This window comes from Senegalimassilia faecalis, assembly GCF_004135645.1.
Lineage (GTDB): Bacteria > Actinomycetota > Coriobacteriia > Coriobacteriales > Eggerthellaceae > Senegalimassilia > Senegalimassilia faecalis.
The window spans coordinates 942,327-966,009 of sequence record NZ_SDPW01000001.1 but is presented as its reverse complement, the minus strand read 5'-3'; the positions used below and the strand labels follow the sequence as shown (position 1 = coordinate 966,009).

The window sequence follows — 23,683 nt, the reverse complement described above, 5'->3', positions numbered from 1 at the left end:
GTAGCATATTTTGTTGTGCGCGTGCTCAAGGAAGGGGCTCTTAGCATGGCTAAAGAAATTTCGTACGATAACGAAACCCGCGAGAAACTTGCGGCTGGCGTGGCGAAGCTGGCCGACACGGTTCGCGTGACCATCGGTCCGAAGGGCCGCTACGTCGGCGTCACGAAGGAAGGCGAGCGTCATCCGTACGTGTCGAACGACGGCGCTACGGTTGCCGCGCACGTCGGTTCGCGCGATCGCGTGGAGAAGATGGGTCTGCAGGTGGTGCGCGAGGCCGCCACTGCCGCCAACAACGAGGCCGGCGACGGCACGTCCACGGCAACGCTTCTGGCCGACGCCATCGTGCGCGAGGGCGTGCGCTACGTTACCGCCGGCAATGACCCGTTGGCGTTGCGCCGCGGCATCCAGAAGGCCGCCGACGTTGCGTCCGATGCGCTGCTGAAGTCCGCCACGCAGGTCACCACGCGCGAGCAGATGGCCGAAATCGCCACCGTGTCCTCGGGCGACCCGGAAATCGGCAACACCATCGCCGAGGCGCTCGACGAGATCGGGCAGGACGGCGTCATCTCCGTTGAGAAGTCCACGAAGTTCGGCATCAGCCTGGACGTGAAGAAGGGCATGCTGTTCGACCGCGGCTTCATTTCGCCGTATATGGCCGATGACATGGGCAAGATGACCGGCGAACTCGAGCAGCCGTACATCTTTATCACCGACCAGCGCCTGGCCGACAACTTCAAGGACGTTGTGCCGGTGCTTGAGGAGGTCATGCAGACGGGCCATCCGCTGCTGATCGTGGCCGACGACGTGCGCGGCGAATCGTTGAACTCGCTGTTGATGAACCGCCAGCGCGGCACGCTTATCAGCGCCGCCGTGGTGGCGCCGGGCGCCGAAGAGCGCCGCAAGGCCGAGCTGGAGGACATGGCCATCCTGACGGGCGGCGAGGTTATCACGCCCGACCGCGGCCTGACCTTGGCCGATGCGAAGAAGAGCATGCTCGGTCGCGCTGCAAGCGTGCAGATTACGAAGGACCGCACGCTCATCATCGGCGGTAAAGGCAAGCAGGAAGCCATCGACCAGCGCTGCGAGGCTATTCGCAACGAGCTGAAGCGCCCGCATTCCGATTACGAGCTTGACGTTATGCGCGAGCGCCTGGCGAAGCTGTCCGGCGGCATCGCCGTCATGAGCGTGGGCGCGGCCACCGAGTCCGAGATGAACGAGATGCGTAGCCGCATCCAGGACGCACTGCGCGCAACGCGTTCCGCGGCAAGCCAGGGCCTTCTGGCTGGCGGCGGCGTGGCGCTTATCCAGGCGTCCAAGGCGCTTGACCAGGTGGAAGTTGCCAGCGACGAAGAGAAGTTCGGCGTGGACATCCTGCGCAAGGCGCTCGAAGAGCCCATGCGCGCGCTGTGCAGCAACGCCGGCTACAACGGCGATGTTGAGGTGGCCAAGGCGCTTGAGGCCGAGCCGGGCTATGGCCTGGATTGCGAAACCGGCAAGTACGGCAACATGATTTCCATGGGCGTTGCCGATCCGGCGAAGGTAACGGTGACGGCTCTGCAGGCCGCCGCATCCGTGGCGGGGCTGATCCTCATCACGAACTGCAGCATCACCGAAGCCGACAAGAAGGACGAGGAAGCGGAAGAGAAATAGCCGCAACCGCACAGGTTGTTGCCTGCCCGATAGCTATCAGAATAGGGAGGTTCGCGAAAGCGGGCCTCCCTTTTTTCGCGCGAAAAGCGGCGACTAAGGCCGCCGGCCGCCTTGATGGGCGTGCTGCAACTTATACGTTTCGCCAAAACGTATAAGTTGCAACCAAGGAACGCCTTGCTTCTTTATACGTTTTTCTAAAACATATAAAGAGGTGTAAGGAAGCGTTGGGGCTAACGTCTGTACACGAATAAAGAACCTTCCAATTTTTGCTAGATACAGCTATCAAAAACGATAGATACGTCTAGCAAATTTGATAGATAGGGAAAATGGGGCAGCAAACGGGGGCTGGAAACGATTGGTCGGAAATGGTTGAGAAGCACGATGGGCAATGTTGCGTTTTCTCGAGCAGGCTAAAGCCTGTGCCTCGCAAACGCTGTCGTGACATCATGCTTGGCTTACTGTCTGCCGCGCCAAGCGTGGGTTCCGTAATTTGGCGAAGTGGGATGAACGGGGCGGGAGGAATTCCGTTTTCGGGAGAAGTGGGAACGCTTTTGTCTTTGGATGAGGCGCGGGCTGTCGTGCGGGGTGCAGAAACCGGAGAAATGGGAACCGCGGAGGGCCGTCTGGTGCTGTTTTCGCGGGATGTGGGAATGAAAACGTTCCCACATCCCGCGAAAACGGAATCCGTGCGCATCGGAATCAAACGTTTGCCGCAATCCATGCGCCCGGAGCTAAGTGATTGCTGCACATCTCATCCCCGATTGGCGCGGTTACTGGGACCAGCCCGGGCCAGACAACGTTAGTTCGCTTGGCTGCGGAGCAGGAACATTTCGACGCGCGGCCGCATTTGGGATTCGCTCGCCGTTCGCTTGCGAAAAGGTTCCGGAGAGAACTCGGCCTTGTTTGTGCTTGCGGAAGCGTTCGTGCTTGTTTGATACGATGGGTGCGGCATGTGTGGTTGCGAGTTTAAGCGAGCGGAGATAGAGATGGGGATTTCGAATCCTAGCACGTCAGTTTGCGGTGATTATTCAACTCCTGAGGCCATTGCCTCGCGCGCTTCGGTTCTCGAAGGGAAGACATTCCAAGACATCCTGGATATGGGAATTTATCCGCCGGATGGAGCAACGCGCGATTACGATAACCGCCAATACAAAGGTGGAATGGGCACGCTCGTTGAAGAGCGCTTTTTCGGTTATAAAGCAAATAGCGACCACGATGCGGACTTTCCCGAGGCCGGCGTTGAACTGAAAGTCTCGTGCTTCGATAAGAAGAAAAACGGCGATTATTCCGCTGGTGAGCGGCTTGTTGTCTCGATGATTCCCTACGATGAGCCTATACAATCGGAATTCGATGACGCTGTTGTTGCACGAAAGTGTAAGCAGATGATGCTGGTGTATTACCATCGCGACAAGGCGATTGATCCTTATCGGCAGCAAATTCGCTATGCGAAATTGTTCGAAATCCCAGAGAATGACTTGAAAATCATTCGCGATGACTATCGCAAGATTGCATCGCTGGTCCAAGAAGGAAAAGCGGACCGGCTCAGTGAAAGCTTGACTGTCTATTTGGGTGCTTGCACGAAAGGGCCGACAGCGGCCAAAAGCTGGGTTGACCAATATTATGCGCCAGGTGGTCCAAAGGCGAAGAAGCGCGCGTTTTGTCTCAAGCGCCAATACATGGATTACGTGCTGCACCACTACCTAATGAATGAGAGCGAAGATCTTGATTGCATTGTCAAGGGCGATGCTCCTGCAACTCAGACGTTCGAAGATTACGTGTTGTCCCTGATCAAGCCCCATTTTGGAAAGACCGATCGCGAACTTTGCGAAGAGTTTGGATTGGAATACAAGGGCAATAAACGGCAATGGTCAAGTTTGTCGTACGCCATGCTCGGCGTTAGAGGTGAGAAGGCTCAGGAGTTCGAGAAGGCAAATATCTCGGTGCGAACCGTTCGCCTTGAAACAAGGGGCGGGATAAAGGAAAACTTATCGCTAGATACGTTCAAATTCCTTGACTTGGTAGAGGAAGACTGGGAAGGCTCGTCGCTATTTGAATATCTGGAGCAGACAAGATTCTTCTTTGTGGTGTTCAGGAAAGAAGATGGCTGCGCGCGTTTGGAAGACGCGTTGTTCTGGTCTATGCCAACGATGGATCTGGACGGCCCTGTTCATGATTGTTGGCAGGCAACGAAAAAGGTTGTTGAAGAAGGTGTCTATCTTGATGTAACAAGGCAGAGAGACGGAAGCATTAGGGTTAAGAACAATTTGCCGGGGGCGGAAGACAATGCCGTTGCTCATGTGCGCCCGCATGCAACTAAATCTGCGTATCGGTTTGCTGACGGAACGGAATTGGGCGATGTCGAAAGAGACGCTTATCCGCTTCCTGATGGCCGGATGATGACGAAGCAGAGCTTCTGGCTGAATAACAGCTACATCTATAAAGTGGTAAAGACGGATGAATCTGACGCGGCGGATTCGTGAGTGCGATTCGTTGGGGACCAGTTGCGGATTTTGATAAAAGAACCAGATGCAGAGAGTTGACTTTTGGGGCAAGATTATCGATCCTGGATAGGTTCGATTTTTGCGCAGGCCTAGCGGCCGGCTTCTTTTTATCAGGCAAAGGATGGGAAATATGACGATTAAGGTGGCCGAGCTGTTTGCTGGCGTTGGCGGGTTTCGCCTGGGCCTTGAGGGCTACCGAAATGCCGATCATCCTGAGCTCGATATGCCCGCTGCCGGTCCTTTTGAGACGATTTGGGCGAACCAATGGGAGCCGCCGGGAACGGATGGCAAGCAGTTCGCCTGGCGCTGCTACGAGCAGCATTTTGGCGAAGGCAGTTGCGTAAACGAAGACATCAATAAGGTGCTGGACGACTACGAGGCTGGCGAGATTGACATTCCAGATGTCGACATGGTGGTCGGCGGCTTCCCCTGCCAGGACTATAGCGTTGCGAAACCGCTGTCTGCCGCTCGAGGCATCGAGGGCAAGAAGGGCGTGCTTTGGTGGGATATCTATCGGTTTTTGCATCTGAAGGAACCGAAGTACGTTTTACTTGAGAATGTGGACCGTCTGCTGAAAAGCCCTGCAACGCAGCGTGGCCGCGATTTCGCAATTATCCTTTCTTGCATGGCTGACCTGGGATATTCGGTTGAATGGCATGTGGTGAACAGCGGCGAGTACGGTTTTGACCAGCGCCGCAAGCGTGTGTACGTTTTTGCTGAACTCACGAGCAGCAATTGGGATTTGGCTGCGCGTGCTCGCGAGGGCGTGATGGCGCGTGCGTTCCCCGTCGCGGAGCCGGATTCGATTTCGGAGTTTGAGATTCAGCACGACCCCTACGACATCACTCAGCACTTTGACCTTGCAGGCAAGAAATCGCCTTTTTGCTCGGTTGGCGTTATGCAGGACTTCAAAGTCTTGACGTTTGACGCGGCTGAAAAGTACGAGGGCAAACTTGGTGCGCTTGGCAATGTGCTGGTTCCCGAGGGGGAAGTGCCTGCTGAGTTTTACATTCCTGATGAGAAACTTGAATCGTGGAAGTACCTCAAGGGCGGCAAGCGTGAAGAGCGCGTCAATAAGAAGACGGGCTTCAAGTATTTCTACTCGGAAGGATCGATGGCTTTCCCGGATTCACTTGAGAAGCCGTCTCGCACGATTCTGACGGGTGAAGGCGGCATTGGCGCTTCTCGTTTCAAGCATGTCGTTGAGATTGATGGCAAGTATCGTCGTTTGGTTCCCGACGAACTCGACCAGCTGCAAGGCTTCCCGAAGGGTTGGACCAATACGGGCATGAGCGATGGTCGCCGTGCCTTCTGCATGGGAAATGCCCTGGTCGTTGACGTGCCTCACCGCATCGGCGTTGAGATTGCGCGCGAAGCAAACGCTGATTAAAGCGAGGGTTTGCGGTGTGTGGGCGCTTTGAAGTTTTGGGTTGGGACGAGGTTGCGGACGTTGTTCGCGTGCTTGAGGCGGTCTCGCCTGTTAACGTGATGCCCGATTGGCCTGCTCGCTTGGTTGGGGCTGCTGGCGCGGTGCCAACGGATGCTGCTCCGGGGTCTGCGGTTGACGTGGTTGTTGCCGATTCGCGCGGTGTGCTTTCCACTTTGTGTTTGACCTGGGGATTTGCTGCTGAGTGGTCGCAACGCCCGGTGTATAACACGCGCTTGGAGAAAGCGATGGGGCCGAACCCTGGCATGTGGGCGGGGCCGATATCGCGCGGGCGCTGCGTGGTGCCCGCGCGCGGCTTCTTCGAAACGCATGCGACGGAGACGGTTCGCAGTCCGAAAACGGGCCGGAACATCAAGCGTCGGTATCGTTTCGGCGCCGAAAACGAGGTACCGCTGCTGCTTGCGGGCGTGCGGGACGAAACTTGCTTTTCCGTGGTGACCACCAGCCCGAACGCGGTCGTTTCACCTGTTCATGACCGCATGCCGTTGGTGTTGAGCCCGCAAGAGGCTGTGTGGTGGCTGCGTGCGCCGTGGTCCGATTTCGCGAACGGCTGGCATAGGTTGGCGAATCGCAGCGACGTGGCGTTGATCTCGCGCCCTGTGCAACCGGCCGCGCCGCAACACGATTCCCCGTTTGAGCAAACGTCGCTGTTCTAGCGATGCGAATCGATTTCGGCAATGAGCCGATTCGCCCATTCGATAGCGGCGCCCGCGTAAGGAAAAGCACGATAACGTGACCGAGCAAACGGCTTGTCTTGCTTCCGGGGTGGCAGAACTATACCGAAAACGGTATGGTTCTGCCACTTTTGCACCCTGGCAGGGGCAAAAGTCAACGATTTTGCGACTTTTGGGTGGTTGCGGCTGTTTACGGCATCGGCGAGGCTATGGTTGGCTGCCGTGAGCGAAATCGATTGACGGGAAGTGGTTTGCGATGCAGGAGGATGCGCGCGCGGTTGGCGAAAAGCCTGCTGACGGGAAGCGGGGCCGCGTTGTGCATGAGCCTGAAAACAATTTTACTCACTATACTGAGTAAAAATACTCAGTATAGTGAGTAATTGAGATTTTGCCAGGTGAATGGGTCTATTCGTAAAACAGCGGCACTTCATCGCGAAGGAAGCTTTCGATGCTGCAGGCGCCTGCTGAGCCGCCGCCGACGATGATTCGCTTTGCTTCTGGATGCTTCTTCAGGAACTCGGCCATGCCGCTTTGGGCGGTTTCGTGCCCGCTTTTCACTTCAATTGCCGCTAGCGCCGTTCCTTTCGCCAACACGAAATCAACCTCGTTGTTGCCTTCGCGCCACCATGAAACGGTGAAGCCCTCTTCCGGCGCGCGCGCAAGTAGACGGGCCCCGACTGCCGATTCCACCAGGTGTCCTCGCAAGTCACGTTGCGTTTCGAATGCAGTTTTGCTTTTGTCGGACGTGGCGGTCATAAGCGAAGTGTCGTACACCATCAAACGCGGAGAGCTTTTTCTGCGTGATAGCTCTTTGTCGTCGTATTTTTGCAGGCCGCACAGCATTCCCGCCTTTCCCAAAAGGTCAAGATAGTGCGCAATTGTCACCGTGTTGCCCGCATCTTGCAGCTGCCCAAGCATTTTCGTGTACGAAAGTTCCTGGGAAGAGTAGATGGCACCCAGTTTGAACAGGGATTTCATCAAAGCTGGCTTTCTGATGTCTCCGAGCGACAGCACGTCTTGCGATATGGTTGGCTCGATGATGGCGTCGCGAACATAGGAGCTCCAGCGGGCTTCGTCATCGGTGAAACGCGCTGCACCCGGATAACCTCCGAAATAGAGGAAGTCGTCAAGCGTGAAACCGAAAGCTTCCGCGCATTCGGCAAGGCTCCAATGCGGCGAACGGATGAGCTCGAAGCGTCCCATAAGCGAGTCTTCCAAGCCTTTGTGAAGAAGCAACGACGATGAGCCGCTGAGCACGATTCGCAGCGGTACTGCATTGCGCCGGTCGGCATCGTAAAGAGCTTTGACCGCGGCGGACCAATGCGGAACCTTTTGAATTTCGTCGATCGCAAGTACCGCCGGATGCGCGCCTCCGGCTGTGGCGTTTCTGGCCTGCTGCCATTCTGTTTGCAGCCAATCTGTTGAGGGGACGATGGCGTCATCGGCGCTTATAAACGTAGTAGGAACGCTAAGTTTTGCGAGCGCTTGGGCGAGAATGGTGCTTTTGCCGGTTTGGCGCGGTCCCACGACTACTTCCAACAAGGGGTTGTTGCTTTCGGCAAGGCGGGAAACAAGCGTGCTGACTTGATTGCGTTCAAACATGGGCGCTCCTAGGTGTGTTGAGTATTTTTACTCATTGTACTGAGTATTTTTACTCAGTACAATGAGTAAAAATACTCAGTACGGCGCGGTTTGTTCTATGGTTTGCAGATGCCGCAGGGGGAGTAGCCTTTCGCGATGAGCTCGTCGCGGGCGCCGGTGAAGTCTTGGCGGTTTGCAGCGGCGATGTCGTTGACTGCCGAGCACGTGGGCAGGTGGAACTTCTTGTTCTTCGCGTTCAGGATGTAGTCGTGCTGCTCGGCGGACGAACTGGCAGTGTCGCTGGCATTTGCGCTGGTCGAGCCGCTGCTGGAACCCGATGCGCTCGCGCCGTTCGATTCGCCCGCGTTGCCGGTGGAGCTGCTCGCCCCGCTTTCGCCCGCAGCTTGGGCGGCGCGCGCGGCGGCCGCGGTGGTGATGGTGTCCTCGCCTTTGCTGGCAACGGCGGGCGTGTCGGCCGACTCCTGGCTTTCGCCGGTCACGTAATCGATGGCCACGCCGGGTTCCACGTTGTACACGAACACGTTGAACTGCACGGCCTCGCCGTTGTCCTCGATGGACTTCGCCTCCATCTGCACCCCGCGCGCCACCAGGTCGTTTGCGGCGAACAGCGGCGTGACGCGGTACAGCACGTGGTTACCGGTTGCGCGCACGTAGTCGCCCACCAGCTCCTCGTAATACAGCATGCCTATCACGTTGAACGTGCGCGTGCCGGTGATGAGGTTGCGTTCGTTGGCGTCTTCGCCGCACAGCTGATGGGCAATCAGGTGGCAGCGGTTGTACAGCATGCCGTCGTCCACGAAGCTGTACTTGCGCTGCACCCAGCCGCTTGGGTGAACCGACGAGATGTCGCCGCGCTTGTCGTTGGAAACGGTGTCGGTGTCGATGCGCGCGAACGCCTCGCCGCAGCGGCCCTCGAAATCCAGCTCGCTGAACTGCATAAACGCGCCGCGGGCTTCGTCTTGCGTCGTGAATCCGGGCACGCCGCCGTTGATGTTGATGCACAAGGCGCCCGAATACGCCGGGATGTCGGCGATAGTTGCACGCGCGGAATCGGTGGCGCTGTCGACCTCGCCGTTGTCCTGCGGCTGGCTGGTGGCGGGCGCGTTGCCGCCAGTGCTTGCGCCGTCGGGTGCGGCGATGCCTGCGCAACCGAAGCCCGAGAATGCCAGCGCGAGCGCAAGCAACAATGCAGCAAACGCCGAAACGATGCGCGTTTTCGGGACAGCGGCCTGGTTGGCGCTGCATGCGTGGGCGTGGCCGGCAAGGCTGCGGTTGCTGCGCGACTTCAGCTTGCCATTGGCGGAAAGGCTTACGAATGCGTTGGCACATTTGGGCTTGGCGCCGGGGTTGGCGAAGTCGGCCGACTGATTCCGGGCGGGCAGGTTTTCGGGACTATCTTGATTCGCGCTGGTCGAACGAGCGGCGCGCTCGGTGAAGTCGAGGTGGTTCGAAGGCTGCACGAGGCTTCCTTTCGCGGGGGTTGCTGTGTAGGTCGCGAAGATTGTAGCCAAATGCGCCGCGCGGGGATAGGCCGAATCGACCGGGCCAATATAATGTGTGCATGACGAAAAAGCAGCTCATACTGAATCGATACAAGCCCCTGGGGAAAGCGGGGGCCGGCGGATTCGCCACCGTGCAGGTGGCGTGGGACACGCGTATCCAGCGCAAGGTGGCCATAAAGTGCATCCCGCTTTCCGAAGCCGAGCTTGAACGCGCGGCGCTTCCGGGTGCCGATGCTATCGTTTTGCCTGATGAGGAAGACGAAGCGAGAAGTTATGGCTCTGCGATGCACGGGACGTCGTCCGGTGCCGAGCCTGGCAGCGCGGGCTGCGCCGGAGCATCGGGAGCGGACGCGTCGTTGATGGGCGCTGGCGTTGCGGACTCGGCTGCTGCATCTCGCGCGCAAGCTGCCGTCGACCCACAAGATATTCCGCCTTGGGAAGATTTGCCGGAAGCGTGCGGCGAAGCGGGCGGGGAAAGCGATGCGGAGGCCGCGCCGGTTGCAGCGGGCGACAGCCTGCTTGCGGTAGGCAGCGTGGCTTCCGACCGTGCGCTGGTTGCGGGCACCTCGCGCGCGCAGGACGAAGACGCTGCCGAAGCCTGGCTGTTCAACGCAACCAGTCGGGCCATGGCGCAGGCCGAAGCGCAGGCGCAAGCGGATGTTTCCGGCGAAGAAGCCGCTCGCGTTTCCGCAGTTCGTGCGTCCATTCCTGCGCCAAGCGTATCCGTCAGCCTCACGCAGGCTGCCGACGACGAGCCGTTGGTGCGCACGCTGTCGCGCATTCCCGGGCTTGACGAGGCGCGTACAGCCGCCATGCTTTCCGACCCGAACATCGTGGCGGTGTACGACTTCGAAATCCAGGATTCCACGGCGTATCTGATCATGGAGTACGTCGAGGGCATGACGCTGACGGAGCTGCTGCACAATCACGACGCCGAGCTGACGCTTGACATCGTGGCCGCCGTGTTCGATGGCGTGGCGCACGCGCTTGAGGTTGCTCACGAAAACGGCGTGCTGCACCTGGACATCAAACCCGACAACATCCTGATCAACCACGCTGGCCAGGTGAAAGTGACCGACTTCGGCCTGGCCACGTTGGCCGACGCCTCGGGGTTCGGCCCGGCTGGCGGCGGTACCATCGGCTACATGCCGCTTGAGCAGATGCGGCAGGAAAACCTGGACGCGCGTTGCGACGAGTGGGCGCTTGCGTCGGTGACGTACGAGATGCTGGCCGGCGAAAACCCGTTTTTCGCGCCCGACCTGTTCCAAGCGCAGGAGGCGATCGAGGACGGCGAGCTGGTGCTGCCGTCGCTGTGCTGGGACGACCTGGACGAAGCGGCCGACGACGTGATCTTCTACGCGCTGGACCCCGAACGCGACGAGCGCTACGAGTCGGTGCGCGACTTCGCCGAAGAGCTCGCGCCGCTTTTGGGCGACGCGGCGCAGGGTCGCGCGGCGCTGGCCGAAATCGTGCAGGGGCCGGCGGAGGACGAGGCGCCTGCGCCTGCGCCCCGCGCCCCACGCATTTCGCTGCGCGACCGCATCACGCCGATGCTTTTGCGCGTGGCGTCGCACGGGTGCGGCGCGGCGGGCTCGGCGGTGCTGGCGTTCGTGTCGTTCGCGAACATCCCGCAAGCGTCGGGCTTCGACAATCCTCTGTTCTGGGGACTGTTTTGCCTGTTCACGCTTGCAGGAGTGCTTCGTCCGCACCTGGGTGCGCTGCTGGGGCTGCTGGCGTTTTCGGGCATGCTCATCGCGTGCGGCATCCCGGCGGCGGGTTGCGTGCTGCTGGTTGCGGCGGGCGTATGGTGGTGGTACCTCGGGCGCACGGACGATGCGTTGGCGAACGCCGTGCTGGCGGCGCCGCTTGCAGGCGCGGTGAGCTTGGGCCCGCTGGCCCCGCTGGCTGCTGGGTTCTGTCTGCGTCCAGTGCCCGCCATGATAACGGCGGCGTTCCAGGCGATGTGCGCGCTGCTGCTCGCTGGCCTGGGAAGCGGCTCGCTGTTCGGCTGGAACATGCTTGTGACCTGGCATTTCTCCACAGGTGCGTTCGCTGGCGAAGTGGTTTCCGACCGCATGGTGGCACTGCTTTCGCAGCCGGGCACGTGGGCGGTGGTGGCAAGCTGGGTTGTGGCGGCGGGCGTTTGCGCGCTGCTGCGCTGGCGTCCCACGCGGCTGTTCGCGGCGTTCGGCACGCTGGCCGGTACGGCGGCTATGGCGGGCGGTCTGGCTTTGGCGGCGGCTTCGCTTTCCGCACAAGCGCCTTGGACGCCTTCGGCCTTCGACATCGCCTCGCTGGCGGTTTCGGCGGCAATCATGCTGTTTGCCAGCTATCTTCTGCCCGATCCCGAGTATTATGACGAAGACGACGAATAGCGAAACGCAATGGCTTGCGACCGGGGTGCCCGAAGCTGCGGTGCGGCGGCGGTTCGCTGGGCGGAAACTTGTGGGCTTGCCTGGCGCGCGCACGGGCTGGCGCGGCGCGCAATGCTGCGCACGTGAAACTTGCTTTGCTGGGTGAGATTCGCTATTCCGCTGCGCTAACTTCGCAAACTGCTTGCTGACCTGCGATTTCACAATCGCGCATAACAACAAAAACGCGGCCACGGCGTGAGATGTGGCAAGCGCCATGCCCGAGGGGGATGGCGAAAACGAACGAATGGGGAACCTGATGATTGAGCTGAACGACGACAAAACGCTGTTCTTCTTCGACCGCGACCTGGAGCCGGTGCTGACCGTGCCGTCTGGCGAAACGGTGCGCATCCGTACGAAGGACTGCTTCAGCAACCAGCTGACCGGCCCGCAGGACAAGATGGATGACCTGGATTGGGATGCCGTGAACCCGGCGACCGGCCCCATCTTCGTCGAGGGCGCCGTGGCCGGCGGTGCGCTGAAGGTGCACATCGACAACATCGAGTTCGACGAGCAGACGTGCTCGTGCACGGGCAAGGACGAAGGCCCGTGTGGCGACCGCTTCGAGGACTGGGCCACGCATTACTGCAAGGTGCAGGGCAACACGCTGGTGTGGGACGAGCGCCTGAGCATTCCGCTGCGCCCCATGATCGGCGTCATCGGCGTGGCGCCGGCGGGCGAGCCGGTGAACTGCGGCACGCCGGGCACGCACGGCGGCAACATGGACAACACGGCCATCACCACGGGCGCCACGCTGTACTTCCCCGTGGCCGTTGACGGCGCGCTGTTCGGCTGCGGCGACATGCACGCGGCCATGGGCGACGGCGAAATCAGCGTTTCCGGCGCCGAAGTTGCGGGCCATGCCACCGTCACGCTGACGGCCATGCCCGAGCTTTCGCTGGTGAACCCGCTGATCGAAAACGACACGCATCTGGGCATCATCGTGTCGGCTGACTCGCTGGATGCGGCCGCTGACCTGGCCGTTCAGCAGATGGTGGACCTGCTGGCGTCGCGCACCAATGAAACGGAGGCCGACCTGGTCATGCTGCTGTCGCTGGTTGCCGACGTGGAAGTGTGTCAGATGGTCGACCCGCAAAAGACCGTCCGCTTCATGGTGCCGAAGTACGTCCTAGATTCCATCGGCTTCAAGCTGTAAGGGAGTGCGCGCCCTTCGGGCGTTGGAATTGGAGAACAGTGACGCGCCCTTCGGGCGTTGGCGAGAAGGGGACGAGCTGTCGCTCGTCCCCTATTCGTTTCTAGCGCGCTTGGCGCCGGCTTGCTGCCTGGCACTTTTCGCCTTGCCTCTTGCGGTACTCGGGGCGCAGGCGCTTCATGAATTCTTCGCGGCAGATTTCCTGCGGCTCTGCGGGTTTCTTCTCATCCATGGGCGTGCCTCCATAGGCATAGGCGGGAACGGATCTCCCCTTCTGAACGACCCCGCTATACCGAATATGGCGCATCAAAAGCGCACGTGAAACAGTCCTCTACAAAAGAAAAGCGCCGACGTTTGGCGACGTCGGCGCTGCTATGGCGGCAAATCGTGTGAGTGAGTGGCCGCCGTGGATTAACGTGAGATGCTACTCGTTATCATCGTCGTCGAAGAACGACCAATCGTCCTCGCCCTTCGGACGGTCGACGAACGTTTTGCGCGTGCGACGCTCCATGATGACGCATGCGATAAGGCTGATGACGATGCCTGCACCAACCATAGCGCCGATTCCGGCGTACGTTTCGAAAAGAAAATGGTAAAGGCCGACCCAATCCATGCTGATCCTCACGGTTTTATGCGACTGCGCCCGCAGGCGCGATTTACAAAGCCAAAGTATACTACACCACTTGCCGCGAAACCGCGGCGCAAACGAAGAACAACCACGCTTCGCAAACTGGCTACACGCTCCGAAGACGGCACCAACAGGTGTGCTGGGGGTTGCCGAACGCTAGCGGCGAGGGGCGGCTTGACGTGAGCGTGTTGATGCAGCCGCCAACATCGACGGGACGGGGGCTGGCGGCTACGGCGCCACTGGCGGTCCTCTTTCGCGTTTGGTTGCTTGAGGCCTTTGTTGCGAACGCTGCGGAATCGACCTTCCACCAGGCGCCTTGGGGCATGATGACGGTGCCGGCGATCACGTCGTCGGTGACTTCGGCGGGCAGGCGCAGCGCGCCGAAGCGGTTGGTGGCTTCTACCAGGTCGCCTGTGCGGATGCCGCGCGCGGCGGCGTCCGTGGGGTTGATGGAGATGACCTGCGGCGGCCGCTTCGGCATGGCGAACACGTTGCCCCACGACGAGTGAATGCGCGCAACGCTATGGAACCCAAACACGCGAAGCGCCTGTTCGCAGGCGCGCGGCACTGCTGTGCTTGCTGGGTTGGCAGAGTTGCGGGCGTTTTGACCCGCGTTTGGCTTGAGCGCTTTTGCGAGTTCGCCTTCAGATGCCGGTTGGTCGCCTCTTTCGCACTTGCCTTCGGGCTCGTCTACGCCGAATTCCGCCGCGCTCCATTCGGGCACGTAGGTAGGAATGGGCGTGATGGCGCCTTCGTCGGGCGTGCCGTGCAGCGACTCGGCAACGGCGGCCAGGTGCTCGCTGAAGATTTCCGCTTTGCCTGAAGGTGTGTCCAGCGGGTGCGCTACGGGGTCGCATCGCCAGTCGGCTAGCGCCACGAACGGCGCGTCCGCTGCGTCTTTGCGGAAGCAAACGCCCTGTTCAAGCAGATGCTCGAATGGAGGCAAGGTGCTGACGGGCGTGTTTTCTGCGGCGTGGTCGTCGCGGGTTTTCTGCGCTTGGCATGCGGGTTGTGCGCCAAGCGTTTGAGCGCTATCGGTTTGCTCGCTGTCGGCTTGCGTACCTTCGGGTGTCAGGCGCTTTTTCTCGGGCGCCAGCCGCCTGCTGGCTTGCGCGGTGCGTTCGCGATCGGTTTCGTGCAGTTCGCGGATCCACTCCGCTTCCGTGAGCCCTTCGGCGAACGTGGCTTCGATGCCCCATCGTTTCGCCAGGTCGCAGCACATATCCCATGCGCCGCGGCGCTCGAAGCGCGGCCCAAGCGCGCCATCGGCGGCAACGATGCGCCGGCCCCATGTGTCCGCGTCCATGACGCTGACCTGCTCCATGCGGAACAGGTCGGGCAGCACGATGTCGGCATAGCGCGCCGAGTCGGTGAACTCCACGTCAATGTTCACGATGAACTCGCACGCGCTCGTGTCGGCCAGCACGCGATGCGCGCGGTTGACGTCGCCATGCTGGTTCGTCAGGCAGTTGCCGCCGTGGCACACGATGGCCTTGATGCCGTGGGCCAGCCGCTGGTCGGCCGCAAGCCCGCGCACGCCTTCGGCGACGCCCAGGCGCGTGCCGTCCTCGATGGCGTCCAGGAACCGATAGGCGGGAATGCGGAAGGGAACGCTATTGCGACCTGCGGAAACATGCGTAAGAAACCCGCCACCCCACGCGACGTTCATGCCGTTGTTCGTTCCCGGAAGTCCCACCTGGCCAAGCGCCAGCGCCAACAGCATGATCATGCCGCTGGTCATCTCGCCGTTGCTGCGACGCTGCGGCCCCCAGCCTTGCATGATGAACGTGGGTTGCGTGCGCGCCAGTTCGCGCGCAAGGTCGCGGATGGCCGTTTCGCTTGCGCCGGTGATGCGCGCGGCCCACGCAGGCGTTTTCGCCACGCGGTCGTACCCGGTGCCCTGCAGGTAATCAAGGACGGAAAGCCCCTTGCCGCGCCAGCGCGCAGGCAGCGTGTCGTCAGTGAAGCCGATGCAGCATTCGCGCAGGAAATCCCAGGCCAGCGCGTTGTGCGTAAACGTCAGCTCGTGCAAAAGTGCCGCAACCAGCGCCCCGTCGGTGCCAGGGTTGACGGGCAGCCATGTGACGTTGGCATTGGGCGGGGCTTCGCGGTTGTGCTCCGCTACCGAGCTTTTCGATTGCTTATCGGATGGGCAACTTTGATCGAGAGGGCTGGTTTCGTGGGAGCTTGAACGCAAAGCATCATTCGTAGAAGTCGGTGTTTCGGCTGATTGGCGCGCTGCGGCTAAACTATTTTCCGCTGCTTCGCGGCCAAACGCCTGCTCGGCTTCGCGGATGGAACCGTTGCGGCGCGGGTCGACCATCACGATGCGTCCGCCGCGCGCGGCCATTCGCTTGCATACGCGGTCCCAGGCGCCATGCCATGTGGCGCGACCGGTTCCCGTTTCCGCAGGTGAAGCGCCGAAAACAAGCAGCAGATTCGCATCGGCCGCCGCATCAAGGTCGCTGCCGCCGGGGTAAAGCGCGCCTTCGCCGTACAGAGCGCGCACCATGGCGTTGATCTGTGGGTTCGAGTAATTGTTGTAGCGGTCGAGAAAGCCGCCGAAGCAGTTGAGCAGGCGCTCGAACGGGTCGGCCGTGGTGCACGATTGACCCGTGCTGTACGCCAGGTAGATGGCGTCGTTGCCAAACTCGCAGCGCACGCGTGCCAACTCGCGGGCTACGGTGTCAAGCGCTTCGTCCCAGGTGATGCGCTCGAATTGCGCCGACCCGCGCGGCCCGACGCGGCGCATCGGCCACATAAGGCGATCGGGGCTGTTCGCCCAGGCGCGCATGGACAGGCCGCGATGGCACGCGGGCGCGGCCTTGTTGGCGCGCACGCGCGCAAGTTCCCCGTCGCGCAACTCAAGCACCAACGGACAACGCCCCGGACAATCGATAGCGCAAAACGCCCGCGACGTGGTCTTTTGCGCCATCGAGATTGCACGGGGTGATGGCTCGGCGCTCGGCACCGCCCTGGATGAGGCGCTTTTTGGCGCAGATGAGCTGGTTCCTTCTAAGGCTTCCAGCCGGTCTTGGTTTTCGCGGATTAGGCCATTGCCGCCGCTACTATCTTGCGTGCGAAACGTTGGTGGCGTGTGACGAAAGATGTGGTTTGCTATGTTCGAAATCGCTTTCATGCTCCCATTATCTTGTATGCTCGCTGGCGGAGTTGCTTGCGCCTCAAAATCTTCCATCAGACGGCAGGGTTACCACAAAAATCGCTCATGTATGTGATTTGCTGAGTGGTTACCGAGTAATAGAGGAAAGCGCAACCTTGTGACCTGGGGAAACAAAAAGCGATTTTGCCGACTACTCGGTTGGTCGGCAACAAATCACATACATGAGCGATTTTTGGTTACGCGCGGCTCCGGCTGAGGCGTTTGGAAGGCGATTTCCTGGCGGCGGTTCCGGCTGAGGCGGTTGGAAGGTGATTGCGTGGTGGCGCGTACGATTGAGCGCTGGCTTGCCGTAAGGGTGCGAGCCCAAACTCGCTCGAGTTTGGGACTTGTTGAAAGCTTGCGAGCTATCACGAAAACAGCAAGGCTGTGAACTGGGGAAATGCGAAATCATTTTCACTGTTATAAGGCACGCTGGAATTAAGTCCCAAATTCGAGCGAGTTTGGGACAAAGAGGACCTCGAAGCGAAAGTTGGGAAGTCGGAATGACGACATGGAAGGAGCTAGCGGTGGACCGTGGGCACGGTGCGTTTCGGCGGCGTGACCATGGCGTCGGTGTATGGGTTCCGCATCACGGTGACGGGCAAAGGCGGGCACGGCTCCACGCCCGAGAATTGCGTCGACCCTATCGTGGTGGCCATCAAAATCCACGAGGCGTTGGAGACGCTGATGTCGCGCGAAAAGTCGCCGTTCGCCGAGGCGGTGCTGACCATCGGCAAGTTTCAGGCGGGCGACGCGGCGAACGTCATCCCCGAGCAGGCGGTCATGGAGGGCACGCTGCGCGCGTTCGACCCTGATCAGCGGGCATTTTTGGTCGAGCGCATCGCGCAGATCGCGCCGGCGGTGGCAGCAACGTATCGCGCAACGGCCCGGGTGGAAACGCTCACCGACGTCCCCGAACTGCGTAACGACGACGCCTTGGTGCGCGAATGCCTGGCGGCCGCAACTGCCGCCATCCCCAACGCGAACCCAGTGGGCGGCCTGCACGCGATGGGCTCGGAGGACTTCGCCATCGTTGCCCAACGCGTCCCCACCGCCTACTTCGTGCTCGGCGCCCGAATTGACGGCGAAGCGAGGTTCGCCGCTGATTGCATGGCGAATGGCCATCTTGCTGCGGGCAAGTCGGCATGCTGTCAGGAAATATTCTCCGCTTCGTCCGCTGTTGCGCCTGGTGAGCGCGGAGTCCTGGACACGGTTTCGGAGGCCAATGGCCCGTTCGGCCACCATACCCCGCGCGTGCGCTTCAACGAGGACTACCTGCCCCAAGCCGCCACCATCTACGCCGCCAGCGCTCTGAACTGGCTAGCAAACCACAGTCGATAATCGCGCCCCCGCGGATGTGGGCGTGCCGCTCCCGTGAAGGCGTTGCATCGGTTGCGCCGCCCGCGCGTTTGCTGCGCTATACTGGTTCAACTGCTCTACGAGAACCGATTTATAGAAGGAGAGCGCGCAATGCTAGACCTAAAGTTCGTTCGCGAAAACCAAGAAGCCGTCGCCGAGGCGATGAAGAATCGTCATGCTTCATGGGACGCGTCGCGCTTCTCCGAACTTGACGAAGCCCGTCGTGCCGCCATCACCGAGGAAGAGGCCCTGCAGGCTGAGCGCAACGCCACGTCCAAAAGCATCGGCCAGATGATGGCCGCCGGCAACAAGGAAGAGGCCGAGGCCGCCAAGGAGCGCGTGCGCCAGATCAACGACCAGCTGGCCGAGGTGTCCGCAAAGCGCGAAGCCGCCGACTCCGAGCTGCACGATATCCTGCTGCACACGCCGAACATGCCGGCCGACACCACGCCGGTGGGCGACGACGAAAACGACAACCCCGAGGTGCGCCGCTGGGGCACCCCGCGCGACTTCGAGGCCGAGGGCATCACCATGAAACCGCACTGGGATCTGGGCGCTGACCTGCACCTGCTTGAGCCCGAGCGTGCGGTCAAGCTTGCTGCCAGCCGCTTCGTGCTGCTGCGCGGCCAGGCTGCCCGCCTCGAGCGCGCCATCATCAACTTCATGGCCGACACGCATTCTTCCCGCGGCTACACCGAGTGGTGGTGCCCGGCCATGGCCAACTCCAACACGCTTACGGGCACGGGCCAGCTGCCGAAGTTCGAGGACGACCTGTTCAAGACCCGCGAGGGCCTCTACCTTATCCCCACGGCCGAGGTGCAGCTGACCAACATTCACGCCGGCGAGGTGCTTGATGCCGCTGACCTGCCGCTTCATTACTGCGCTTACACGCCGTGCTTCCGCGAAGAGGCCGGCAGCGCCGGTCGCGACACGCGCGGCCTTATCCGCGTGCACCAGTTCGACAAGGTGGAAATGGTGAAGTACGCCAAGCCCGAAGAAAGCTACGACGAGCTGGAGTCCATGGTCAACGATGCCGAGAACATCCTGCAGCTGCTGGGCCTGCCGTATCGCGTGATCAGCCTGTGCACCGGCGACATCGGATTCTCCGCCGCCAAGACGTACGACCTGGAGGTGTGGCTGCCCAGCTACGGCGCCTACAAGGAGATCAGCTCCTGCTCGAACTGCGTCGACTTCCAGGCGCGCCGCGCGAACATCAAGTACCGCGACCCTGAGAACTTCAAGGGCACGCGCTACGTTCACACGCTCAACGGCTCCGGCCTGGCGGTTGGTCGCACCATGGCCGCCATCATGGAGAACTACCAGCAGGCCGATGGCACCATCAAGGTGCCCGAAGTGCTGGTGCCCTATATGGGCGGCGTCGAGGTCATCGGCGACCAGGCGTAGGAAACGCGCAGCAAGCGTAGGAAAACCGCACGTAGATAAGGTATTTTGCACGTGGTAACGAAGCGAAAGCCACCGAAGCAGAATAACGTTCAGGGCGCGCCGGCCAAACCGGCGCGCCCTTCCGTTAAGGGCAAAACGGTTGCCCATGGACAGGTGCGTCCCGAGGCGGACGCGAAGGAAGCGGACGCGCAGTCAGCGAAGGGCGCTGGCGCGGCGGCCGCGAGCGCGGCGCAGCCGGCGAAACCGAGCAAGCCCAAGCGGCGCATCGCTATGCCGCAAAGCTCATCGCGTCTGAAGCAGAATCAAGCGGCGAACGGCGCGGGGCAGTCGACGTCAGCGGGTGCCGATGCGCCGGCGGCGGGCGGTGCGGCGAAGCCTACGAAGGCGCGCACGCCGCTAGCGGGCTCTTCGACCGGCGCGGGGGCTGCCGGTTCTGAGGCCGCGAACGCGTCTTCGGACGGAAAGCGGCCGAGCGTTTCGGGCGCCAGCGGGCAGCCGAAAACGCGCAAACCGAAGCGATTCTCGGTTGCAAAGGCTGATAAAGCTGCGTCTGACCAGGCGCAACAGCTTGAAGGGAAAGTCTCTACCGTCGACGCGAAATCTGCTGAGGATGCAGCGCGCGCATCGCTTGCGGCCGATGCGGCCAAACGTCGACTGGAACGTCGGCAGCGCAAATTGGCGCACCAGGAAGAGCCGGGCAGCAACTCGAATGCTGCGCGCGCTGGCGAAGAAGATGCCGTGGGATCAACGGGTTCGTTTGGCGCTGGAGTCAGCAGGCGTCGTCGCGCGGGCGGCGCGCGCGGGTTTGCGGCTGGCGCCGCGGATGGCGCCGACGCGAACGCTGCCGCCGACCCCGAGGCTGCGGATGCCGCTGCGACCCGAAAGCGCAAGGTGCCTGCATTCCATATGAGCTGGCCTTTGGGCTTGGCGCTGGCGGTGCTTGCGATCATTGTGGTTGTAGTGTCGGTGTTCTCGTGGGGGCGCTGGCTTCGCTATGACGACGCGGCCGATTTCCAGGGAATGTGGTACGCAAACGGTACAACATCAATCGTCACCGTGGATGGCGAGAAGATTCACCTGACGGACGACGTTGCCTACAATTACACGCTGGACACGGGCGCGAAAACCATCACGTTCACGTTTGGCCAGATGGAAGGCCATGGTCGCTACCGGTTTTCCGTTGATCGCTCGGAGCTGGTCATCACCGATGGCAACGATTTCTCGTTCTGGGGCAACCTGTTCAGCGACATTGTGTGGCAGCTGGATCAGGCCATTCGCAGTATGCAAGGCCAAGAGATCGAGCGAGAGGCTGTGGTTGATGGCGTGACGGTGCTCGACCGCACGCAAACGCAAGGCGCCACCGCTCCGACAAGCGCTTCTGGCGCTGACCAGGCGAAAAGCGCAAGCGACAACAGTGCGGACGCGGAATCCGACGCCGTGGCTGACGGCTCCGCCGCTGCGGACGCGGGTGTGGACGCAGAGGCCGATGCGTCTTCTGCCGATAGCTTGGCAGGCGTTTCCGCTGGCGAAAAAGCCGATCCTCAATCGGATAGCGCTCAGGACTCCAGCACATCGGGCGAGAGCTCGTTCCAAGGCGCGGTTGCGGAAGGCGGTATCGATTCGGCCGGCAGCAACGCGGTAACGCTCGAACAGTTGAAAAGCGGGTCGCTGTAGTGGCTGTCGACCCTGTTCGCGTCACGCGCATGGAGGTGCATCGCGGCCATCTGGTGTGCCTGGTGTCGTTTGCCGACGCACCGCGCGTGACGTCTGCAAGCTTGATGCGGCGCGTGTTGCCGGCGTTCCCGACGCTGCCGCAACATGCGTGCGTGAACGAGCGCGGCGCCATGTTCGCCGCCGTGATGGATTGCACGCCGCTGCCGCATCTGCTGGAACACCTGGTGGTTGACCTGCAGGTTCGCTCGCAGATTGCGCAGCATGCAAGGGTGGGCACGGCATCGCGCAGCGTTGCGCCCACCGCTTCGCGCACTGACGCGTACGCGGGCTCGGCCGCTCAAGCGGAGCCCACCCCGCGCGAGCGGCCGATTGTCGGTACCAGCGAATGGGCCGATGAGCGCGCCGGTCTTGCGCGCATCGATGTGTCGTTCGCCGACGATCAGGTTGCGCTGCGGGCGTTTCGCGATGCGGTGGCGTTCTTGAACGAAACGCTGCGCGGCGCGGAATAAGCCGTCTGCCGAACGGGGAGCAAGTACCCGTCGCCCTCGTCCAGCAGCCGGCTTTCGCAAGCCAGCTCGCTTGCGGCATGAGTACCACTACGTTGTACACAAAACGTGCAACACAAAGATAGAACTTCGAAAGCGGATCGAAAGGAGACCGCCATGGGTTTGAAAATCGCAGTGCTAGCTGGGGGAACGTTCGAATCGGAGCGTTCGGTGGCCGCGGCGAACGACGTCATCGCAGCGCTGAAAGAAGCAGAACACGAGCCGGAACTTGTTATGGTTGACGGCGGCCTGGTGGACACGCTGCTGCGTTCCCAGCCCGATGTGGCCATCAACTGCCTGCGCGGAGCGGACGGCGAATCCGGCGACATCCAGGACGCCCTTGAAGCTGCCAACGTGCCATGCGTGGGCAGCAGCGCGGCCGTGTGCCGCCGCGCCTACGACAAGGCGGGCCTTGCCGAAGCGCTGCAGGCGTACCACAACCTTACGGAAGACGTGACCACCGCGGTTACGGCACAGTCGCTGACGCTGTCGCGCCGCGCGTTCGAAGCATGGGGTGCCGAAGCGGTGTTGTCCCAGGTAGAAAGCCGTATTTCAAGCGGCTATCCTCTGTGCGTGAAACCTGCAAGCGCCAGCGCCGCCCAAGGCGTTTGCCGCGTGGAGAACGCCGAGCAGCTTTCCGAGGCGCTGCACGAGGCCCTGAAGCTTGCCGACCGCGCGCTGGTGCAGCAGTGGGTCGAAGGCGTCGAACTGACCGTTCCCGTTATCGGCACGGGCTGGAATGCGTTCGCGCTGCCGCCGGTGGAGATTGTGCCGAACGCCGGCTGGTACGACGCCGCCGCGCGCGCAACCGCCGGCGCCGTGGAGCTCCATACGCCCGTGCGCAACGCGTCTTTGTCCCCCAGCGAGCCGGACGCCCAGGCCATCCGCGCCGAAATCGAGCGCGCTGTGCTGGAGGTCTACCGCGCGCTCGGCATGCGCGACTGCGGCTGCATCGACCTGATCTGGGACGGCGCCCAGGCCATCATCCTCGAGGCCACCGCGAACCCCAACTTCGCCGCCGAAGCCCCGTTCGCCCAAGCGGCAAAAGCCGCCGGCCTCACGCTGCCCAACCTGCTTAACGAACTGGCCGAAAGCGCCCTCGACGCATAAGCCCTTCCGCGCTTCAATCAATCCAGAGATTCCAAGAACATGCCGTGCAGCATCCAGCAGCGCGGCATTTTTCACGCAAAGGCTCCTGGCATAATTTCGTCGATTTCCGCAAAAAGTGAAGCGCGCTCTAAGCCCGTCTTTCGCGCGAACCTAACGAAATGGCAACTGATTTTTGGTCAAGCTGCGATTTGAGCGGCCGAGCGGTTGCGAGCACCTATAATAAGCGGAAAAGCGATATTCAATCGTGGACCTTTAAGGAGGCCGTTATGAGCAACAAACTCGGTATTTTCCTGGCAGGCGGCGTTGCTGGCGCTGCAGTGGCTTTGCTGTGCGCCCCCCGCACGGGTCAGGAAGCTCGCACGCTGGTTGCGGAAAAGGTGAACGCTGCTTGGGGCCAGGCGCAGAACATCGGCGCTGATGCTGGCTCGAACGCTCAGCATGCGTACCAAAACGTTGCTGCTCGCGGTCAAGAAGTCGTGTCCAACGTGCAGGCTCGCGGCCAGGAAGTTGCTGGTCAGGCGGCTGCTCGCGTGCAGGAGGTTGCCGCAAAGGTGAAGCCGTCCTTCACGCAGGACAACGACGAGCTGCGCGAGAAGATCGAAGCCGCTCGCCAGCGTATTGCCAACCAGGTTGCCAAGAACGCCGAGGAATCCGGCGAAGCAGCCGAGGCTCCGGTCGAGGTTGCCGCTGAGGCCGTCGAGCCCGAGCCCGCGGCCGCGGCAGACGCCGAGCCCGCACCTGCAGCCGAGGAAAAGGCCGAAGAAGAATAGTTCACGTTTCACAATCATCATGACGAAACGACGCGTCCTCAACCTACCCGGGTGCAAAAGGGCGCGCCGTTTCGTGCTGTACGGGGGAAAGAA

The 23,683-nt window shown here is 61.4% G+C and carries 17 protein-coding genes; 12 read left to right on the top strand and 5 right to left on the bottom strand.

From position 1 onward, the window contains the following. The first annotated feature begins 45 nt into the window (after window positions 1-45). From groL to ET524_RS04005, 4 genes are all read left to right on the top strand, one after another. Window positions 46-1,650, top strand: coding sequence for a chaperonin GroEL (gene groL, locus ET524_RS04020; protein ID WP_129423441.1), 1,605 nt, complete (start codon window positions 46-48; stop codon window positions 1,648-1,650). 986 nt (window positions 1,651-2,636) lie between these two features. Further along, window positions 2,637-4,130: a Sau3AI family type II restriction endonuclease gene (locus tag ET524_RS04015; protein WP_161566602.1), complete on the top strand. Its 1,494-nt coding sequence runs from the start codon at window positions 2,637-2,639 to the stop codon at window positions 4,128-4,130. 163 nt (window positions 4,131-4,293) lie between these two features. Continuing rightward, entirely contained in the window at window positions 4,294-5,541 is a 1,248-nt protein-coding gene (gene dcm / locus ET524_RS04010; protein WP_201738654.1) for a DNA (cytosine-5-)-methyltransferase, read from the top strand. Window positions 5,542-5,555: 14 nt separating this feature from the next. After that, complete coding sequence (locus ET524_RS04005; protein ID WP_129423439.1) at window positions 5,556-6,254, top strand: SOS response-associated peptidase family protein; 699 nt, start codon at window positions 5,556-5,558, stop codon at window positions 6,252-6,254. A 423-nt stretch (window positions 6,255-6,677) separates the two neighbouring features. Here ET524_RS04005 and ET524_RS04000 read toward each other — a convergent pair whose 3' ends face one another. Both ET524_RS04000 and ET524_RS03995 read right to left on the bottom strand, forming a co-directional pair. Further along, window positions 6,678-7,874 (bottom strand): ATP-binding protein, encoded by a 1,197-nt coding sequence (locus ET524_RS04000; RefSeq protein WP_129423438.1) that lies wholly within the window; start codon window positions 7,872-7,874, stop codon window positions 6,678-6,680. Window positions 7,875-7,969: 95 nt separating this feature from the next. Next, window positions 7,970-9,334 carry a DNA/RNA non-specific endonuclease gene (locus ET524_RS03995; protein WP_129423437.1) on the bottom strand — a complete coding sequence of 455 codons (1,365 nt, stop codon included), beginning with the start codon at window positions 9,332-9,334 and terminating at the stop codon, window positions 7,970-7,972. A 101-nt stretch (window positions 9,335-9,435) separates the two neighbouring features. On the opposite strand from ET524_RS03995, the gene ET524_RS03990 reads away from it, so the two are divergent. Further along, window positions 9,436-11,751, top strand: a complete 2,316-nt coding sequence (locus tag ET524_RS03990; RefSeq protein ID WP_236648247.1) for a serine/threonine-protein kinase — start codon at window positions 9,436-9,438, stop codon at window positions 11,749-11,751. 295 nt (window positions 11,752-12,046) lie between these two features. Further along, the gene (locus ET524_RS03985; RefSeq protein WP_129423436.1) at window positions 12,047-12,943 is read left to right on the top strand and encodes an acetamidase/formamidase family protein; all 897 of its coding nucleotides are present in this window, start codon (window positions 12,047-12,049) and stop codon (window positions 12,941-12,943) included. Between the two features lie 100 nt (window positions 12,944-13,043). On the opposite strand, the gene ET524_RS12035 is transcribed toward ET524_RS03985, so the two are convergent. The 3 genes from ET524_RS12035 to ET524_RS03975 form a co-directional block, all read right to left on the bottom strand. Continuing rightward, window positions 13,044-13,172: a hypothetical protein gene (locus ET524_RS12035; protein ID WP_269089545.1), complete on the bottom strand. Its 129-nt coding sequence runs from the start codon at window positions 13,170-13,172 to the stop codon at window positions 13,044-13,046. Window positions 13,173-13,364: 192 nt separating this feature from the next. Further along, entirely contained in the window at window positions 13,365-13,553 is a 189-nt protein-coding gene (locus ET524_RS03980; RefSeq protein WP_129423435.1) for a DUF6724 family protein, read from the bottom strand. A 121-nt stretch (window positions 13,554-13,674) separates the two neighbouring features. Further along, window positions 13,675-16,503 (bottom strand): molybdopterin-dependent oxidoreductase, encoded by a 2,829-nt coding sequence (locus ET524_RS03975; RefSeq protein ID WP_201738653.1) that lies wholly within the window; start codon window positions 16,501-16,503, stop codon window positions 13,675-13,677. A 759-nt stretch (window positions 16,504-17,262) separates the two neighbouring features. On the opposite strand from ET524_RS03975, the gene ET524_RS03970 reads away from it, so the two are divergent. The 6 genes from ET524_RS03970 (at window position 17,263) to ET524_RS03945 (ending at window position 23,590) form a co-directional block, all read left to right on the top strand. Then, the gene (locus ET524_RS03970) at window positions 17,263-18,069 is read left to right on the top strand and encodes a M20 metallopeptidase family protein (protein ID WP_129423433.1); all 807 of its coding nucleotides are present in this window, start codon (window positions 17,263-17,265) and stop codon (window positions 18,067-18,069) included. 129 nt (window positions 18,070-18,198) lie between these two features. Next, the gene (serS, locus tag ET524_RS03965) at window positions 18,199-19,491 is read left to right on the top strand and encodes a serine--tRNA ligase (protein WP_129423432.1); all 1,293 of its coding nucleotides are present in this window, start codon (window positions 18,199-18,201) and stop codon (window positions 19,489-19,491) included. Window positions 19,492-19,542: 51 nt separating this feature from the next. Continuing rightward, complete coding sequence (locus tag ET524_RS03960; RefSeq protein ID WP_129423431.1) at window positions 19,543-21,165, top strand: hypothetical protein; 1,623 nt, start codon at window positions 19,543-19,545, stop codon at window positions 21,163-21,165. Continuing rightward, a complete protein-coding gene (locus ET524_RS03955) occupies window positions 21,165-21,674 on the top strand; it encodes a cyanophycin synthetase family protein (protein WP_201738652.1) in 510 nt (169 codons plus the stop codon). The genes ET524_RS03960 and ET524_RS03955 overlap by 1 nt, the downstream gene beginning before the upstream one ends. 153 nt (window positions 21,675-21,827) lie before the next feature. After that, a complete protein-coding gene (locus ET524_RS03950) occupies window positions 21,828-22,820 on the top strand; it encodes a D-alanine--D-alanine ligase family protein (RefSeq protein ID WP_201738651.1) in 993 nt (330 codons plus the stop codon). Window positions 22,821-23,086: 266 nt separating this feature from the next. Next, on the top strand, window positions 23,087-23,590 hold the full coding sequence (locus ET524_RS03945; protein ID WP_129423430.1) for a YtxH domain-containing protein: 504 nt from the start codon (window positions 23,087-23,089) through the stop codon (window positions 23,588-23,590). Window positions 23,591-23,683 lie beyond the last annotated feature (93 nt).

Coding starts and splice junctions, on each gene's coding strand:
- ET524_RS03950 (WP_201738651.1), top strand. CDS start 21,828: ATGGGTTTGAAAATCGCAGTGCTAGCTGGGGGAACGTTCGAATCGGAG.
- ET524_RS03975 (WP_201738653.1), bottom strand. CDS start 16,503: ATGGCGCAAAAGACCACGTCGCGGGCGTTTTGCGCTATCGATTGTCCG.
- groL (WP_129423441.1), top strand. CDS start 46: ATGGCTAAAGAAATTTCGTACGATAACGAAACCCGCGAGAAACTTGCG.
- ET524_RS04015 (WP_161566602.1), top strand. CDS start 2,637: ATGGGGATTTCGAATCCTAGCACGTCAGTTTGCGGTGATTATTCAACT.
- ET524_RS03990 (WP_236648247.1), top strand. CDS start 9,436: ATGACGAAAAAGCAGCTCATACTGAATCGATACAAGCCCCTGGGGAAA.
- ET524_RS03985 (WP_129423436.1), top strand. CDS start 12,047: ATGATTGAGCTGAACGACGACAAAACGCTGTTCTTCTTCGACCGCGAC.
- ET524_RS03945 (WP_129423430.1), top strand. CDS start 23,087: ATGAGCAACAAACTCGGTATTTTCCTGGCAGGCGGCGTTGCTGGCGCT.
- ET524_RS03980 (WP_129423435.1), bottom strand. CDS start 13,553: ATGGATTGGGTCGGCCTTTACCATTTTCTTTTCGAAACGTACGCCGGA.
- ET524_RS12035 (WP_269089545.1), bottom strand. CDS start 13,172: ATGGATGAGAAGAAACCCGCAGAGCCGCAGGAAATCTGCCGCGAAGAA.
- serS (WP_129423432.1), top strand. CDS start 18,199: ATGCTAGACCTAAAGTTCGTTCGCGAAAACCAAGAAGCCGTCGCCGAG.
- ET524_RS04000 (WP_129423438.1), bottom strand. CDS start 7,874: ATGTTTGAACGCAATCAAGTCAGCACGCTTGTTTCCCGCCTTGCCGAA.